Source organism: Nocardia elegans NBRC 108235 (genome assembly GCF_001612845.1).
In the GTDB taxonomy this organism is placed as follows: Bacteria; Actinomycetota; Actinomycetes; order Mycobacteriales; family Mycobacteriaceae; genus Nocardia; species Nocardia nova.
On record NZ_BDBF01000083.1, the window covers coordinates 1 to 17,905 of the forward strand.

Below are 17,905 nucleotides of genomic sequence, written 5' to 3' on the forward strand. Positions count from 1 at the left end.
GGTGGATTCGCGGGCGGCGCGCACCACGTCGGCACGCACCTCGGCGATGTCGTCGGGTTCGTGCAGGGACAGTTCCTCGCCGCCCTCGTGCAGCAGCGCCAGCGCCGTCTCGGCGTCCCCGGCACGCACCGCCACCGCCAGATCGGCGATCCGGCCACCGAACCGGCGGCCACGAGTGAGGCGGATCATGCCGCCGCGCAAGCGGTTTCGTTCCCGTTCACTGAGATCTTCGGCGCCGGCGACCGGACCGGAACCGGTGTCCAGGATCCGCTCGAGGATCGGATTCGGCGGGCCGGCCACCGGTCCCGCGACCAGATCGGCAAGGACGGCACCGGCGTCGACCGAGGCCAGCTGGTCCGGGTCGCCGACGAGCACCAGCCGGGCGTCCGGGCGCACGGCAGGCAGCAGCCTGCTCATCATGGTCAGCGACACCATGGAGGTTTCGTCGACGACGATGACGTCGTAGGGCAGCCGGTTGTGGGCGTGATGACGGAAGCGAGTGGTGCCGCCGCGCTGCCAGCCCAGCAGCCGGTGCACGGTCGCCGCGGTCAGTTCCGGGAGGTCGAGGTCGCCGGCCTGTTCGCGCACCGATTCCTGCAGGCGCGCAGCGGCTTTGCCGGTCGGGGCGGCCAGCGCGATGCGCAGGGGCGCGGTGTCGGCGACCGCGCGCTGGTGCGCGACCAGCAGGGCCAGGATGCGGGCGATGGTGTGGGTCTTACCGGTGCCGGGACCACCGGCGACCACCGTGGTCCAACTGGTGGCGGCGACGGCGGCGGCGATGCGCTGGCGGTCCGGGGCGGCGCCGGGGCCGCCTGTCCCCGGGAACAGCCGGTCCAGTTCGCGGCGCACGGTGTCCGGGTCGACGAGCGGATGTCCGTGCGCGCGGTCCGCGAGTACCTCGCGGATCATCTGCTCCTGCCGGTAGTAGCGGTCCAGATAGAGCAGCGGCCCGCCCTCGGATTCGACCAGCCGCAGGGGACACAGGGGGCCGGCGGGACTGCCGCACACCAGCGGGCTCGCGCGCAACTGATCACACAGGCTGTCGACGTCCGGCCAGGGCAGCAGAGCGGGATCGACCGGTTCCGCCTCGCCGAGATCGAAACCCTCACCGTCGACACCGATTTCGTGCATGCGCCGCAATTCCAGGCACACCGATCCCGACCGCACCGCACGCACCGCGAGCGCGGCGGCCAGCAGGACCTGCTCGCCGGATTCACCGCCGAGCCGGCCCAGCCGCAGCGCCACGTGCACATCGGCCGCCGACAACACCCCGGCGGTGTTGAAGGTCCGCAGCAGTCCGGTGGCACGCTGCGCCACAGCGATCGCCGTCACCTGCTGTCCTTTCCGGCCAGCAGATCCGACAGCGCCACGATCAGCTCCGCCGGTGGGTCCCAGTCGAATACGCCGTGGCCGGGCGGGGTCGCCGGGCCGATCATGCCGCGCACGAACAGATAGCGCACTCCTCCGAGGTGGCGAGCCGGATCGTAGCCGGGCAACCGCCAGCGCAGATAGCGGTGCAGCGCCGCCGAATACAGCAGGGCCTGCAGCGGATAGTGCGAGCGCATCATCTCTTCGGCCATCCGGTCGCGCCGATAGTGCGCGACGGTCAGTTCACCGGTGCCGAGCCGGTTGGTCTTGTAGTCGACGACGAGGAAGCGGGGGCCGTCGGTCCGCAGCACCGCGTCGATACTTCCGGTCAGATACCCGCGCAGCGGAACGTCGTCGAGCAGGTCGAGGGCATCGGCGTAGGTGGCGAACGGATCGTCGGACCGCAGATGTTCCCGCAGCAAGGCGCCGATGCGACGGACGGTCACCCGCTGCGCCACCGGGTCGTCACCACCTGCGAGCGGCAGTTCGAATTCCAGTTCGTTCAACCGATCCCGGGAGCGGATATCGGCCAGCGCGACCGGATCGCACGGGGTGCGCAGCACCGCGACGAGCGCGTGGGCGAGTGCGCCGGGATCGATGTCGGCCATGAGTTGCTCGACGGCCTGTTCGCAGCGCAGCCGGACCTCGGCGCCCAGATCCGGCGCATCCGTGTCGACCAGCTCGAGCACACCGTGCACAAGGGTGCCGAATTCGGCGCCGTAGGGCAGATCGTTCATCAACGACGGTGCCGCGCCGACGAACTCGTCCTCGAACCCGAGGCCGGGACCGAGTTCCGGCGCGGGCGTCAGCGGCTCGTCTGCGCCGCCCTCGGCTGCCTCCGTAGCCACGAAATCCGTTGCGCCATGGACTGTTTCATGCGCCGACGCGGTGAGCGCCGAGTACGAGGTACGGCGCCATTCGTGATCGACGGAGCGGGTGAATCGCGCCGCCTCGAGTGCCTTGTCACCGGTATGGTCACGTTCGGTGCGCAGCTGCGCCTCGACCGCCGCGCGGACGGGTTCGATCTCGATCAGGCCCGGACCCGCGGCCGCGGCCCAATCCCGCAACTGCTGCAGCACGATCGGATCCGCGGGCACCTCACTGCGCGCCGGCACGTCGGCGCTGCCGGGGACGCGGCCCAGGATCATCCGATGCAGCGGTGCGGCGGCCGTACCGTAGGCCGGCGCCCACCAGGCCACCACCTGGCACTGCGCCCGGGTCACCGCGACATACAGCAGCCGCAGCTCCTCCCCCGCTTCCTCGGCCTCGCAGCGGCGGCGGTGCTCGGCATAACCGGGCGCTTCGGGGCCGCCGACGTCCAGGACCCGTTCGTCGCCGTCGTGGAACAGCAGCGTCGACGGATTGGGGTTCTTCGCGCCGTCCCACGCGAAAGGCAGATAGACGACGGGAAATTCCAGCCCCTTGCTGGCGTGCACCGTGGCGATCTGCACCGCGGCCGCGTCGCGGTCGAGGCGGCGGCTGCGTCCCGCGACCGCGCCCGAAGCCGGGTCGCGCACCCGGTCGGCCAGCCAGCGAGTGAGCGCGGTGAGCCCGAGCGATTCCCGTGCGGCGACCTCGTCGAGCAGTTGCGCGATATGCCGCAGATCGGTCAGGCGCCGTTCGCCACCGCTCTGGGCCAGCAGTCGCGGCGCGGGCTGGGCCTGGGCGGACAGCCGGTCGAACACCGCCGCGAAACCCGAGCGCGCGAACAGCCGGGCCGCGTCGCGCAGCTGGGTGCTGAGCCGGCCCACCAGATCCGCGCCACCGGCGTCGATCTCGGCGGCGGACAGGCCGAGCAGCGGGGTCGTCGCCGCCAGCCGCACCCGGTCGCCGCGATGCGGTTGTTCCAGCGCCCGCAGCACCCACAGCCAGTCGGTGGCGCTGCGGGTGGCGAAAACGCTGGCGCCGCCGGCGAGGACGGAGGCGACACCGGCGCGGTCCAGTTCCGCGCGCACCAGGTCGATCTGGGCGCGGGTGCGGACCAGCACGGCGATATCACCGGGGCCGAGTGCGCGGTCGCCGATCCGCGCCCCGGATTCGAGGGTGCGGACGATATCGGCGGCGAGGTCGGTGGCCACGCGATCGCGCTGGCGGCCCACCACCGGGAATCCGCTGCCGTTCAACGCTCCGGCACCCTGGCGGGGAAAACACCTGAGCCGCAACGGAACCGCCGCACCCTCGGGCCCGGTGAGCCGGCTCTGTGGCCGGACCGCCGTGACCGGCGGCACCGTGATCTGCGCATGTCCCAGGGCCGCGCCGCCCAGCAGGTGGTGCAGCGCCGCCAGCAGACCGGCGTCGCTGCGGCGGTTGGTGTCCAGTTCGCGACGGGTCTCGGCGTGGGCGACCGCGTCCAGATAACTGAGGACCTCGGCGCCGCGGAAGGCGTAGATCGCCTGTTTCGGATCGCCGACCAGCACCAGGGTGGCGTGGTCGTGGAAGACGCGCCGCAGAATGTCCCACTGCAGTGGGTCGGTGTCCTGGAATTCGTCGACCAGCGTCACCCGGAAGCGGTCGCGGATGCGGCGGCAGGCACGCTCGCCGTGGACCGGGTCGGCGAGCACGTCGTGCAGCAACACCAGCTGATCGTCGAAGTCGCGGATGCCCGAAAGCCGTTTGCGCCGATCGACTTCCGCGCGCACCGCGGCCGCGAACACCGCCGCCTCGGCCGCCGGGTGATCGCCGAGCTCCTCCCCCGGAACCAGCCGCGCGCGCCGGTCCGCCACCGCGGCCGCCGCCAGCGACAGCGCCTGCCGCACCGGCATCGGTGCGCCACCCCGGGCATAGCGGGCCAGATACAGATCCTCGGCGACCGTGCTCACCAGTTCCTCGATGCCCTCGACCAGCCGCACCCGCGGATCGTGTTCCCCCGCGATGCCGAGTTCGTCGAGCATGCGCTGGCAGAAACCGTGCGTGGTGGAGATAGTGCCGGCATCGAAATCCGACAGCGCGGCGACCAGCCGCCGGCGCCGCCGCGCCACCTCGGCCGGGTCGGCATCGGCCAGATGCGCGATCAGCTCGTCGGCACCGGCGCGCGCGGCCTCCGGTTCGTCGAGGGCCGCCACGACCGTGACGAACCGCTCCCGCGTGCGTTCCCGCAACTCCTGGGTCGCCGCGCGGCTGAAAGTCACCAGCAGCAGCTGCGAGATATCGACCAGCCCCTCGGCGACGAACCGCACCGCCAGCCCGACGATGGCGTAGGTCTTCCCGGTCCCCGCGCTCGCCTCGAGAACGGTTGTCCCCGTGGGCAAGTCACCGCACAGATCGAATTGGCCGAACGGTTCGGGATGCTCCTCCCCGGCGCCGGACGGCACTTCCTCCACGGCGAAAAGCTCTCCGGCGTCGACTGTTTCGTTCAGGGCGCGAGTGTGTCGGCGCCGGGTGGTGGTGTGCGCCGCCGCTTCCGGGGTGCGCAGATCGGTGACGGGGAACAGTTCCTCGGTCATGGCTGCCCCTGGGATTCGTTGGCCAGCAGCGGATTCCACAGTCGCCGGGCCACCGATCCGAATGTGGTGGTTTCGCCGTACCGGTCCGGTTCGGGCAGCGCGGTTTCCAGTTGCTCGAAGGCCGGCTCGGGTCCCCGGATGTAGGTCAGGTAGCGGTCGGTGTGGTCGCCGAACGGGCGCGGCCCCTTCGGTCCGCCGTAGAACTCCTCCTCCGCGGCGGCGCGGGCGGAGTCGAGATCGGCTCCGCGGCAGCGGCGTTCGGCATAGACCGCCGATGCCGACGGCGCGAACGACAGCGGTTGGGCCAGGCCCTCCTCGCGCAGATCGGCCAGCTCGCGCAGCAGGTCCGCCGCGAGCGCGGGGGCCGGCGCGGTCAGCGACGAACGCCAGGCCGGGCGGCCGAATTTACCGCGCCCGATGCTCACGGCCTGCCAGCTCTGGTGGCGTTCGGTGGCGGCCAGCGCCAGCAGCCGCACCCATGCCGCCATCCGATGTTTGGGCGCGAGGCGGGAATAGGTGGCGCGCACGACCGCGTCGTCGTGCACATCTGCGACCGTCCCGGTCAGCCGCCGCCCTGATCCCAGATCCACCGCGATATCGATGGTGCGCGCGGGCGCTTGCTGCAGTGGCGCGGCGACCTGCACCAGCCGGTCGACCGTGGATTCCACCTCGGCCAGCACCGCCGCGCCGAGGCCGAAGGGCGGCAGGGTTCCGCGCCGCCATTCCGCGGCGCGCAGGGCAGCCGGATCCGCGCCGGTGAGCCGGGCCGCCAGCATGCGCTCGCCGATATTCCAGGTGGCCAGCCCGGTCAGTTCGATGGGCAGGCGTTCGTCGATGTCCTCGTCCTCCTCCGGCACCCGGATGCCCAGGCGCTGCCACAGGAAGGCCCGGATCGGATGTTCGGCGAACGAGACCAGTTCCGCCAGTTCGACATCCGTGCGCGCCACGGCGGGCAGCGGGCCGGGCAGCCACGGCGGACTCGGTTGCGCGGGGCGCGCCGCGGCGCGGGCGGCGGCCAGCGCGAGAGTGTCGAAACCGAACGGGTCGCGCGCGTCGAAGTTGCTGCCGTCGTAGGCCTGCAGCGGATGGCGGCGCACCACGTCGCCGGTGCCGCGGTGGGCGCGCACCACGTCGATCAGTTCCGCGAGCGGCGTGACCGGCGGCCGGGGCGTTCCGGTCACCGGATCGGCGCCGGTGTAGAGCACGACGAGACGGTCTTCGGCGGCGAGGACGGCATCGAGTAGCAGTCCGCGGTCCTCGCTGCGCGAATCGCGTTCGCCGACAAGCGGTTCCCGCGCGGTGATGTCGTCGCCGTCGATGCCGCCGGTGCGCGGGAACACCTCGTCGTCGAGCCCGAGCAGCACCACCACCCGGTGCGGGACCGACCGCATCGGCGCCAGGCCGCAGACGGTGAGCTCGCCGGTGCGGTAGTTCGAGCGCGGCGCCCGGGCCCGCGACCGCGCCCGCAGGGCGGCGATCACATCGGGCAGGCGCAATTCGGCCGCGTCCGCGTGTTCGAAGGCGGCGGCGAGTTCGCGCCGCGCCTGCACGCCCTGCCAGGCCGCGGCGGGCGGCAGATCGGTGAGCAGATCGAGCGCGCGGTGCAGGATCTGCAACCACTGCCGCGCGGGTCGCGGTGTGCCGGCGGGTTCGGCCGGGGTGGGTCCGCTCAGATCGCGCACACAGACAGCGAGCCGGTCGACGAATTCGGCGAACCGCCCGGCCAGGTCCACATCGCCGGAGTCGACGTCCTCCAGCGGCAAAGCCAGATCCAGCCAGTCCTCGCCCGATTCCCCGGCGGCGACGCCGAGCAGAATCCGGTCGACGGCCGCATTGAGGGTGTTCTGGCCGAATTCGGCGAGGCCGAAGGCCTGCCGCTGCCGTTGCCCGATCCCCCAGCGGGCGCCGGTTTCGGCGGCCCATTCGCGCAGCCGCTCGATATCGTCGTCGTCGAATCCGCAGCGGTATCGGACGGGTTCGGTCGCGGCGAGGTCGAGCACCTGGGTGACACCGACGCGTCCCTCGGCCAGAGCGAGCAGATCCTCCACCACCGCGAGCACCGAATTCGCCGCGCCCGCACTGCGCTCGGCGGGCCGCACCCGCAATCCGTGCGCGGGATTCGCGTCGGGATCGTCGAGAGCGGCGGGCCCCTGGCCGAAGGCGGCCCGCACCATCGGCGCATAGCCGTCGGGATCGGGGCACAGCACGATCACGTCGCGCGGTTCGAGGGTGGCATCGCGCTGGAAGAGCCCGAGCAGGACGTCACGCAACACCTCCACCTGCCGGGCCGGGCCGTGACAGGCGTGGATCTGCACGCTGTCGTCACCTGTGCGAGTCACCGGCACCGGCGGCCAGCGGTCCGCTCGGATGGCGTCCTGCAGATCGGAAAGCACTGTGCCCGAACGATTCCCGGCGTCGATCCGATCGGGCTCGGGCGCGTGATGCCGATCGGCGAAGTCGACGGTCACCAGCCGGTTCTGGACTTCCCGCACGTCGCGGCCCAGCGCTCCCAGCAGCGGATGCCGGGCGATCGGTTCGGCGGCCACGCGCCGGGGAGCGGCGGGACGGGTTCGCACGATCGTCGCCGCACCCGCGGGCCCCGTACCACCTTCCGCGATCGCGGCGGGTCCGGCCGGACGGGCGAGTTCGGCACCCTCGGGGTCGGACGCGCGCAACCGCTCCCACAACGCCGGGCTGGGATGGGCGAGCCAGATGTGCACATCCCGGTGTTCGGCCACCGCCTCCAGCACCGCGAGTTGCGCGGCCGGAATCCGGGGCATCCCGAAGATCGAAAGCCGCTGCGGCAGATCGATACTCGCGGGATCGGTGCGCAACCGGCGGCAGACGGTGTCGAGCCGCTGTGCCGGTGCGGGGACGCCGATCGCCTCGCGCACCCGCCGCCACAGGCGCGGCTGCCACAGCAGGTCCTCCGGCAGGTCGGCGCCGCGGCCGTCGGTATCGGCGCCGTTGCCCCAGTCGGTGATCAGGGTCGGGCGGGTGGTGCCGTAGGTGTCGAACAGGGTCGCGATATGGGTCGCGGTGCCCAGCCGCCGGCCCGCCCGGTACGCCTCTGCCGGGCCGGCGCCCACGCCCAGATGCCGGGCCAGGACCGCCGCCCACGGCTCGCCGATCGCGGCGTCCATCGCGGCCAGCACCGGCCACACCAGCCGCTCGGGGGCCCACGGGTCGGCGTCGGCGGCGATGTCGGAGGCCGCGGCCGAGACGTCGGCGACCAGAGCCGCCGGGCTCGGATAGTCGATGTTGGCGGCCACACCGTCACCCGTCCGCGCGCCCAGCGTCACCGCGAGCCGCTGGTTGAGCCAGCGTTGCACACCGTGCGCGCCGACCGCGACGACCTCGGCGGCGAAGGGGTCCGGCAGCGGGTGCGACAGCATCGTGGCGAGCGCGTCGGCCAGCGTGCGCGCCGACTCGGCCCGATGGATGTGCAGCACCTGCGCACCGCCTCTCTGTCCCTCGCGCGCGATCCGTTCGCGGTGATGCGGCGCGCACGATCCTACAAACCCGGCCACCGCCCCCGGCGGCACCGACCCGTCTCGGTGCGCCGCGCCCGGCGAATGCCGTGGCACGAGCCCTCCGCAACCGACCGGGCAACGCCCGTTACCACCGATTTGCCGCCCTTCGCAGCATCCCACCAAACATTCGGCAACACAATCGAATCCGGCCATCATGACCATTCGGCTATTGCGAACGCAATTCGCCACCGCGTGTCACCCGGACACCGGGTCCGTCGTATGCCACAGTGCTCTGCGGGGAGGTTTCGGGAGAAGCGGTATCGAAAGGCTGGTTCGATTCATGTCTGCGACGGTGGTCCCCCTCGTACCCAGATCCGGGTTCACGGTACGGCGATCGGGCGAGACGTGGGAACTGATCAACTCCCGGCACTACGGCCGCGGCGTGGTGCTGCACAGCTGGGCCCGCGACCGGCATTCCGAGGCCTTCGAGCACTGCTATCGGCTCAACGGCCGCAGCGTCGAGGAATTGCTCGCGGCATTCCGCTGACCTGCGCCGTCGCGGCCGACATGGCCGAAATGCGCTGGCCTGCAACGATCTCCGTGTAGCTACCACATCCGCAGGTCGAGCTCAAGACGTGCGTGATCGGCGGATTTGTGGCTATTGTGGCTCACCGTGCGTTATCCCCGGACCGCGTCCCGCGGCATTCGAACCACCCGCCTGGCCGCCGGTGCCTGCGTCGTCGCCGCCGCGCTGATCGCGGGCACCCCCGTACTGGATCCCGCTCCGGCCACCGCCGTCCCGCTGCGCATGCAGGGCTGCCGCGACGGCTTCGACTGCGATATGAGCAGCCGGATCGCGGCGGTCGACAACTACCTGGCCTCCCGGCCCGGTGTCACCGGCTACGTGGTGCGCGACCGGGTCACCGGCGGCACCTATGCCAACGGCAATGCCGACACCCTGTTCTGGACCGCGTCCACGATCAAGCTGGCCATCGCCGAGGATCTGCTCAACCGGGCGCGCGTCGGCGCGATCACGCTGACACCCGAGGACCGCACCCAGATGGAGTCCATGCTGGCGACCTCCAACGACGCCGCGGCGGACTTCCTGTGGAACAAGTACGCGGGCCCGGACCGGCAAGCGTTCAACAACGCCTTCCGGGCCAACGGGATGACCGGCCTGGTACCGCGCCCGACCAACGGCAACGGACACCTGTTCCCGGACTGGGGTTTTCAGCAGTGTGCGCCGGCCGATCTGGACCGGCTGATGAACAACGTGCTCGACCACATGCACCCGGACGACCGCGGCTACCTGCTCGACCGGATGCGCAAGGTCGACACCAATCAGCACTGGGGCGTGTGGGGCGCGGGCGATGCCCTGCACCCCGGCCTGAAGAACGGCTGGTCCGACGAGAACGGCGGCTGGGTGGTCAACTCGGTCGGCTTCGCCGGCCCCGGTGAGCGCTACACCCTCGCGGTGATGAATTCCCTCGGCGACCAGGGCGGCTACACCGACGGCGAGGAGACCACCACGCATGTCGCGCAGCTGCTGTTCGCCGGCCGGTGAGCAGGGCGGTTCCCGCCGCGACAGCGCGGTGATCGGTTCCCGCCGCGACAGCGCGCTGATCGGTTACAGCCGCGACAGCCGCATCGGCGCCCCGTCGCGCGGGAACGGGATGGTGTTGAAGCCCCACGGCATCAGGTAGTCGTCGGGGGTGTGCCAGCGGTAGGCACGCACCATCGCCGCGATGACGACCTTCACCTCGAGGGTGCCGAAATGCATGCCGATGCATTTGTGCGCCCCCGCGCCGAACGGCATCCACGCCAGCCGGTGCGATTTGTCCTCGCGCCGGTTCTCGGCGAACCGTTCCGGATCGAAACGTGCCGGCTGCGACCACAATTCGGGGAGCAGATGATTGACCCCGTAGGCGACGTCGACGTGGGTGCCGGCCGGAATGTAGTGACCGGCCACCTCGGTGTCGCGCACGGCGCGGCGCACCAGGCCCGGAACCGGCGGCACCAGCCGCAGGCTCTCCTTGATCACCAGATCCAGATCGCGCAGGCGGTCCAGGTCGGCGATCGTCGGCGGCGCACCGTCGAGCTCGTCGAACAGCGCCTGGGCCTCGGCGCGCACTCGCTGCTGCCAGTCCGGGTGGCGGCCCAGGTAGTAGGCGACCGAGGTCGCGGTGGTGGTGGTCGTGTCGTGGGCGGCCATGATCAGGAAGATCATGTGGTTGACCACGTCGGCGTCGGAGAAGGCCGCCCCGTCCTCGGCGCGTGCGTGACACAGCGCGGAGAAGAAGTCCGCGCCCTCTTCACCGCGCTTCTGCGGCACCATCGCGGTGAAGTACTCCTCGAGCGTCTTGCGCCCGCGCAGGCCGGCGCGCCACGCACCGCCGGGCACCGGATAGCGCACCAGCGCCAGCGGCGCGTGGGTGCAATCGAGGAAGGCCTGCCCGAGCCGGTGGCGTTGCGGTCCGGCGTCGACCCCCATGAAGGTTTCGGTGGCGATCTCGAGAGTGAGATCTTTCACCGTCGGATACAGCCGCAGGGTGCGCGCACCGGCCGGGTTCCAGCGTTCGACCGCAGCCTGGACCACCGGGCTCAATTGCGCCAGATGCGATTCCAGCCGTTCGCGGGTGAACGCCTGCTGCATGATGCGCCGGTGGAACATGTGCTCGGAGAATTCCAGCAGCAGCAGTCCGCGGCGGAAGAACGAGCCGATCAGGAAGTCCCAGCCCTGTCCGAAATCGTTGCGGCGCTTGCCGAGTACCTCGTCGACGGCCTCCGGACCGGCGATCAGGACGCGGTCGACGCCGAAGGATTTGTTGTAGCTCACCGGGCCGTAGCGGCGGTATCGGTCGTACATCTCGGCCGGGCCCCAGCGCAGATACTGCAGCGAGCGGCCCAGTACCGGCAGTCCGGCGTCACCGCGCACGGCAGCCGCCGCACTGGCTCGCGGCGGTGTCGCCAGCACCTGCTCCCGGGCCGGTAATCGGTGCAGCAGCCGGTCGATCGGATGACTGTCCGGAATTTCGATGAAGCCGATGTTCTCCCGTTCGGCTTCGGAGGGACGCGGGTCGACGCTGACCATGACTGATGCCTCCCGAACACAGCAGCCGCGCCACGCCGCCCGGCCGCAAGAAAAGTACACCTCGTACATTAGAGGTAGGATCGCGCTGTGACAAGGGACACAGAAATTCGGCGTCCGGGCCGGCCGCCCGGGCCGCCCCGGGATCCGGACCGCCGGCGCGCGGAAATCCTCGACGCGGCCGAGCGGGTGGTGGCCGGCTCTGGAGCCCGGATGACGATCGCGCAGGTCGCCGCGGAGGCCGGATACGCGCGCACCGCGGTATACGCGGTGTTCCCGGATCTGTCGGCGCTGATCGACGCCCTTGCCGAGCGGCATATGAACGCCATCATCGCCGCCGCCGACGATCTGCTGGCCCAGCCGCTGCCCGCCCGGCAACTACTGCGCGCGGTGGTGACCCTGATCTGCGATTTCGTCGACGCCAACCCCAATCTGCACCACGTCATGATGCAGCGGCTGGAGCGCGGCGACGCCGAGCACCGGCCGTTCTTCACCCGCGTATCCGACTGGGCGACATCGATTTTCGACATCATCCTGCGCCGCCTCGACGCCGATCCGGCGCTGGCGCGGATCTGGGCGACTGCCACCGTCGGCGCCATTCTGATGTCGGCCGAGGCCTGGATGCAGCAGCCGACGCGCTCGCGCGCGGAATTCGTCGACCAACTCGCGGCCTTTCTGTGGCCGACCGTGGAGAGCATCGGCGGCGACCGCCTCGTCGGGCCGCTGGTGGCCGCCGCGGAGCCGGTGCCGAAGTGATCGCATACCCGCCCTCCGGGGGCCGAAACTCGGGCTCGGGATGCGGACGCGCCGACATTCGGTGCTCGTCGTGACTGCCTCCGGGCAGCCGACTACCGTTGAGCCTGTCGTAGACCGAACGTCCGGCGAGGAGCGCTGATGGGAACCGAAACTGTCGAGAACCGACGCCACCGCGTGGTGGTGATCGGATCCGGCTTCGGCGGCTTGTTCGCGTGCAAACATCTCGAGCACGACAACGTCGATGTCGTACTGATCTCCAAGACCTCCACGCACCTGTTCCAACCGCTGCTCTACCAGGTCGCCACCGGCATCCTGTCCACCGGCGAGATCGCCCCCGCCACCCGCATCGTGCTGCGCAAACACCACAACACGCAGGTGATCCTGGGCGAGGTCCACGATATCGACCTGGTGAACAAGACCGTGACGTCGAAACTGCTCAACCAGGACACCGTCACCTCCTTCGACAGCCTGATCGTCGCGACCGGCGCTCAGCAGTCCTATTTCGGCAACGATCGGTTCGCCACCTACGCGCCGGGGATGAAGACCATCGACGACGCGCTGGAACTGCGCGCCCGCATCCTCGGCTCGTTCGAGGAGGCCGAACTGGCCAAGACCCAGGAGGAACGCGACCGATTCCTGACGTTCGTCGTGGTCGGGGCCGGCCCCACCGGCGTCGAACTGGCCGGCCAGATCGCCGAACTCGCCGACCGCACCCTGGTCGGCACCTTCCGCAACATCGATCCGCGCGACGCCCGCGTGCTGCTGGTCGAAGGCGCCGGCGCGGTGCTCGCGCCGATGGGCCCCAAGCTCGGCGGCAAGGCCCAGCGCCGCCTCGAGAAGATGGGCGTGGAGATCCAGCTCAACGCGATGGTCACCGATGTCGACGCCCGCGGTGTGACGGTCAAGGACAAGGACGGCACCGAGCGCCGCATCGAATCGGCGTGCAAGGTGTGGTCGGCCGGCGTGCAGGCCAGCGAACTGGGCAAGATGCTGGCCGAACGGTCCAAGGGCACCGAAACCGACCGGGCCGGGCGGGTCGTGGTCGAACCGGATCTGACGATCAAGGGCTATCCGAACGTCTTCGTCGTCGGCGACCTGATGGCCGTGCCCGGTGTGCCCGGTCAGGCGCAGGGCGCCATTCAGGGCGCCACCTACGCCGCCAAGCAGATCAAGGCCGAGGTCGCCGGGAAGCAGACCCCCGATCAGCGCAAGCCGTTCAAGTACTTCAACAAGGGCAGTATGGCGACGGTCTCGCGTTTCAACGCCGTCTGCCAGATCGGCAAGCTGGAGTTCTCCGGCTTCCTCGCGTGGCTCATCTGGCTGGTACTGCACCTGTACTACCTGATCGGCTACCGCAGCCGGACCGTCACCGTGTTCCAGTGGTTCGTCGCCTTCCTCGGCCGCAACCGCGGGCAGATGGCGGCCACCGAACAGTGGGTCTTCGCCCGGCTGGCACTCGAGGCCATGAACGGCAACGAAACCGACGCCCGGGACGTGCAGGCCGAGGTCGGCAACACGACGCCTCCGGCCGCACCGGGCGAACCGTCGGCGAAGTCTGCGGCCGCTACGCCGGACGGCGAAAAAGCCTCGGGCACAAGCGAATCCGCCGGTTCGGGCGAGTCCACTGCCACGAGCAAGTCCGGTGCTTCGAGCGAGTCGACTACCTCCGGCTCGTCGCAGCCGAAGGCGGGCTGACGACTCGGCCTGTTCACCAGAGCACTACCGAGGGCCGCAAGCCGAAGCGCTTGCGGCCCTTGTGCATTCACATCGGCCGCAGAAGCACGATCGATTCCCCGGATCCTGGAGCGATCCCGATGTCCCGGTTCACCCTGCTGCGGCGGCGCGACGGCGAAGGTTCGCGGGAGTATCGGACAGTCGCACACCCGTCCACGTCGACAGCGAACCGCCGGCTGCGAGCGGAAGGACCGCGGCGGCCACGCCGATGGTCGAGGCGGGGCTGTCGTCGGGGTAGCGCAGCTCACTGGACAGCGCGCGGGGGGCCGACAGCAGGTCGTCGGCGGCGGTGCCGGCACCGAGTTCGAGGCGATGGCGCAGCAACGGCAGGGCGGGAGTGTCGGCGACGAGGTCGCCGCACCAGCGGCCGTGATCCTCGCCGGTACGGCCGATCTGCACGCGTTCGCGAATACGGATCCGGGCATCGGCGGCCAGCCGCACGGTGGTGACCGCGCGATGTTCGGCTCCACCGGCGACGACCGTCGGTTCCGGATCGAAATCGAGTACCCCGCCCGCGCCGACATCGAAGGTCCACGACGCCGTGGACGTCGAGGTCGTGCGACCGGGAAGTACGATCGTCGCCGCCACCGAACGAACCACCAGACGCGCACCGGGCTCCACCACGATGCGGATGTCGAGTTCGTCCCCGCCGAGCGGCGTGGCCGCGGCACCGATCAGATGCACCGTATCCGGCCCGGTGGAGCGGACCGCCAGCGCGCCGGTCGCCGCCGTTCGCGGCCGGGCCCCGGCGCGGGCGACGATGCGAATCTCAGTGCGCAACAGCGCTTTCCCCAGCGGCATCGGCGGCCGCCGCCGCGCGCAGCTGATCGCGCACCCACGCCAGCACCGGTGTCGCGGCCGGATCCTCGGTCAGCGAACTGAAGACGAACGGGCGGCCCGCGCGCACCGCCGCGGAATCGCGCCGCATCACCTCGAGGTCGGCGCCGACCATCGGCGCCAGGTCGGTTTTGTTGATCACCAGCAGATCCGAGAACGTCACGCCCGGACCGCCTTTGCGCGGCACCTTGTCGCCGCCGGCCACGTCGACGACGAAGATCTGCACATCGATCAGGCCCGCCGAGAAGGTGGCGGTGAGGTTGTCGCCGCCGGATTCGACCAGAATCAGATCCAGCGGCGGATTCGCCTCGATCAGATCGTCGATCGCGTCGAGGTTGGCGGTGATGTCGTCGCGAATCGCGGTGTGCGGACAACCACCGGTCTGCACCGCGCTGATCCGTTCGTCGGGAAGAACCGCGTGCCGGCGCAGGAAGTCGGCGTCCTCGGTGGTGTAGATGTCGTTGGTCAGCACCGCCAGCGACAGCTCCCCGCGCAACTGCCGGCACAGCGCCGCGACCAGCGCCGTCTTCCCCGATCCGACCGGCCCGCCGATCCCGATGCGCACCGGCTCCCCCGGCGTCCGCACCCGCCTGGGGCGGTCATGAGCGTGATCGTGCGGTTCGCCATCGATCAGATGCGGCGGCATGAGCTCTCCTTCGGGCCTCGATTCTCGACGATCATCGTGGCCGATTCATGTGAACCCGGTGTTACCGCGCCCGACACGCTCACGGGTGCGCCGACATCCGGGCGACGCCGCCGCCCTGGCTCCGCAACTCGGCCGACTCGTCGACACCGGCGGGCTGTATGGACCGCAGCGCCGCCATCCATATCACGGTGAGTTCGTCGACGAGTTCCTCGCCGGTCAGCACCAGCCGCTCGGACAGCACCGCCTCTATCACGTCGAACGCGCCGCCGAGCAGGAACAGGGCCAGTGCGTGCGTGGACGGTTGTGACGACCTCGGCAGTGGCAGGGTATCGGTGATGATCTGGGCGAATTCGACCAGCAGCGTATGCCGTCGATCGCGCAGCGGGCCGTGTCCGGCCGCGCAGATCAGGATCGCGGTGGCCTTGCGCCGATCCTCGGCCACGACACCGTAACCGGCGGCGATCGCGCCCCGCACCCGTTGTTCGATGCTCTCCCCCGCTGCCACGGCCGCCACGCCGCGCGCCACGATCTCCTCCGCGACCGTGTCCACGACAGCGCACAGCAGCGCATCGAGATCGGTGAAGCTTTCGTAGAAGTAGCGCGGGGTCAATTGCGCACGGCCGCATACGGATCGGACGCTGATCCCGGCCAGCCCATCCTCGTGCAGGCAGTCCAAACCGGTCTCGATGAGCACCTGACGCCGCTGTTCACGCCGGACATGCCCGGGAACGCCCCGGTAGGTACCTGCCACAATCGCCTCCACATATTGACAACGACAACGACCGTTATCAGACTACCCCGTGACACGGGACACACACCTGGGAGACGACGATGACTCTGCTGATGCACGACCGCGCCGGCGTGCCCGGCATGCCGGGCGATTCCGGACTGCCGCTGATCGGATACACCTTGCAGCTGGCACAGGGCACGATCCTGACCGGCGAAAGCCGCTACCGGCGGCACGGTCCGGTGTCGTGGTCGCGCGCCCTCGGCATGACATCGGTGCAGGCGATGGGCCCCGACGCCTGCGGCGAGGTGCTGCGCAACCGGGACCAGGCGTACGCGAACGGTCCCGGCTGGTCGACATTGATCGGCCCGTTCTTCCACGGCGGTCTGATGCTCATGGATTTCGATGAGCATCATCGCCACCGCCGCATCATGCAGTCGGCGTTCACACCCCAGCGGCTGGCGGGCTATCTCGGTCCGATGAACGAGACCATCGCGGCGGGACTGCGGCGCTGGCCCAGCTCCGGCACCCTGCGCTTCCACCCGCTGATCAAGCAGCTCACCCTCGACGTTGCGACCCGCACGTTCACCGGGACGCCGCTGGGTCCCGAGAACGACCGGGTCAATACCGCGTTCACCGATACCGTCGCCGCCACCACCGCGGCGCTCCGGCTTCCCGTGCCCGGAACACGCTGGTCACGAGGATTGAGCGGGCGGCGGGTGCTGGAGCGATATCTGGCCCCGAGGCTCGCGGACAAACGCGCCGGCGACGGCAATGATCTGTTCAGCGCGTTGTGTCATGCGGTGGGCCCGGACGGGGAGCGGTTCACAGACAGCGAGATCGTCGACCACATGGTCTTCCTGCTGATGGCCGCGCACGACACCGCGACGGCGACAATGACCACGATGGCCTACTACCTGGCTCGCCACCCGGAGTGGCAGGAGCGGTGCCGGGAGGAGTCGCGCGCCCTCGGGGTGGACGCGATCGACTACGCGGATCTGGACCGGCTGGAATCCCTCGACCTGGTGATGAAGGAGGCGATGCGCATCATCACCCCCGTACCCACCGTGATCCGCAAGACCGTTCGGGAGACCGAATTGCTGGGCTACCGCATTCCCGCCGACACCCTGGTCGGGGTCATGCTCTGGCATCTGCACCACATGCCGGAACTGTGGCCCGAGCCCGACCGGTTCGATCCGGAGCGTTTCGCCGAACCGCGGCGCGAAGACAAATCACACCGCTACGCCTATCTGCCCTTCGGGCACGGAGTGCACAAATGCATCGGCATGTACTTCGGCGGGATGGAGGTCAAGGCAGCGATGCATCAACTGCTGCTCCGGCAACGATGGAGCATCGATCCGGACTACCGCATGCCCGTACTGCTGCGCCCGCTGCCGAAACCCGGTGACGGCCTGCCCATCCGGGTGTCTCCTGCCTGATCTTCCTCGTCGGGACGGTCGCAGCCACCGCGCGGGCTAGGACGCGAACAGCGGCATCTCGCGGTCGAGGTGGCGCTGAACGAGCACGTCACCGAGCGGGTCGGAGAGGGCGGCCGGGCCGATCGTGGCCGCGCGCGCGGTCTCGTCGCACAGTGCGGCCAGTTCCAGCGTGATCGCCGCGACGGCCGCCGGATCGAGTGCGAGCAGCCGTTGCGCCGCGGTGGCGGCTCCGGTCATCGTCGTATAGACCACGACCCCGGCGATCTCCACCGGTCGCACCGCCGCGGCCTGCCCCACGACACCGAAGACCGTCGACAGATGCGGCCGCGCGCCCGAGTTCGACCAATCATGATGCGGCCATACCTGTTTCGCGAGCCGAAGCAGTCCGCGCCCC

Annotated in this window: 13 protein-coding genes; 5 read left to right on the forward strand and 8 right to left on the reverse strand. The window is 70.2% G+C overall.

The features are described from left to right. From NE2_RS33350 to recC, 3 genes are all read right to left on the reverse strand, one after another. On the reverse strand, positions 1–1,332 hold a 1,332-nt coding region (locus NE2_RS33350), incomplete at its 3' end, for an AAA family ATPase (protein WP_063032622.1). After that, a complete protein-coding gene (locus tag NE2_RS33355) occupies positions 1,329–4,811 on the reverse strand; it encodes a UvrD-helicase domain-containing protein (protein ID WP_084494512.1) in 3,483 nt (1,160 codons plus the stop codon). The genes NE2_RS33350 and NE2_RS33355, both read right to left, overlap by 4 nt. After that, on the reverse strand, positions 4,808–8,263 hold the full coding sequence (gene recC, locus NE2_RS33360; protein WP_063032624.1) for an exodeoxyribonuclease V subunit gamma: 3,456 nt from the start codon (positions 8,261–8,263) through the stop codon (positions 4,808–4,810). The genes NE2_RS33355 and recC overlap by 4 nt, the downstream gene beginning before the upstream one ends. 361 nt (positions 8,264–8,624) lie before the next feature. Between recC and NE2_RS33365 the strand changes: the two genes are divergently transcribed. After that, positions 8,625–8,831 carry a hypothetical protein gene (locus NE2_RS33365; protein ID WP_062965071.1) on the forward strand — a complete coding sequence of 69 codons (207 nt, stop codon included), beginning with the start codon at positions 8,625–8,627 and terminating at the stop codon, positions 8,829–8,831. Positions 8,832–8,957: 126 nt separating this feature from the next. Further along, entirely contained in the window at positions 8,958–9,848 is an 891-nt protein-coding gene (locus tag NE2_RS33370; protein WP_036525787.1) for a serine hydrolase, read from the forward strand. A gap of 63 nt (positions 9,849–9,911) precedes the next feature. Here the strand turns inward: NE2_RS33370 and NE2_RS33375 are convergent, their stop codons facing one another. Beyond that, on the reverse strand, positions 9,912–11,375 hold the full coding sequence (locus NE2_RS33375; RefSeq protein WP_063032626.1) for a cytochrome P450: 1,464 nt from the start codon (positions 11,373–11,375) through the stop codon (positions 9,912–9,914). Positions 11,376–11,462: 87 nt separating this feature from the next. Here NE2_RS33375 and NE2_RS33380 point away from each other — a divergent pair, with 87 nt between their 5' ends. Next, a complete protein-coding gene (locus NE2_RS33380) occupies positions 11,463–12,128 on the forward strand; it encodes a TetR/AcrR family transcriptional regulator (protein WP_146165280.1) in 666 nt (221 codons plus the stop codon). 138 nt (positions 12,129–12,266) lie between these two features. After that, positions 12,267–13,823: an NAD(P)/FAD-dependent oxidoreductase gene (locus NE2_RS33385; protein ID WP_084494513.1), complete on the forward strand. Its 1,557-nt coding sequence runs from the start codon at positions 12,267–12,269 to the stop codon at positions 13,821–13,823. 129 nt (positions 13,824–13,952) lie between these two features. Here NE2_RS33385 and NE2_RS33390 read toward each other — a convergent pair whose 3' ends face one another. The 3 genes from NE2_RS33390 to NE2_RS33400 all read right to left on the reverse strand — a co-directional run bounded on the left by NE2_RS33390 (position 13,953) and on the right by NE2_RS33400 (position 16,096). Then, a complete protein-coding gene (locus tag NE2_RS33390) occupies positions 13,953–14,642 on the reverse strand; it encodes an urease accessory protein UreD (RefSeq protein WP_063032637.1) in 690 nt (229 codons plus the stop codon). Next, positions 14,632–15,345 (reverse strand): urease accessory protein UreG, encoded by a 714-nt coding sequence (gene ureG / locus NE2_RS33395; protein WP_063032630.1) that lies wholly within the window; start codon positions 15,343–15,345, stop codon positions 14,632–14,634. The genes NE2_RS33390 and ureG overlap by 11 nt, the downstream gene beginning before the upstream one ends. A 79-nt stretch (positions 15,346–15,424) precedes the next feature. Continuing rightward, on the reverse strand, positions 15,425–16,096 hold the full coding sequence (locus NE2_RS33400) for a TetR/AcrR family transcriptional regulator (RefSeq protein WP_146165279.1): 672 nt from the start codon (positions 16,094–16,096) through the stop codon (positions 15,425–15,427). A gap of 80 nt (positions 16,097–16,176) precedes the next feature. Between NE2_RS33400 and NE2_RS33405 the strand changes: the two genes are divergently transcribed. After that, positions 16,177–17,511 (forward strand): cytochrome P450, encoded by a 1,335-nt coding sequence (locus NE2_RS33405; RefSeq protein ID WP_063032634.1) that lies wholly within the window; start codon positions 16,177–16,179, stop codon positions 17,509–17,511. Positions 17,512–17,547: 36 nt separating this feature from the next. Here NE2_RS33405 and NE2_RS33410 read toward each other — a convergent pair. Beyond that, positions 17,548–17,905: urease accessory UreF family protein (locus NE2_RS33410; RefSeq protein ID WP_305781574.1), on the reverse strand; the 358-nt coding region annotated here is incomplete at its 5' end.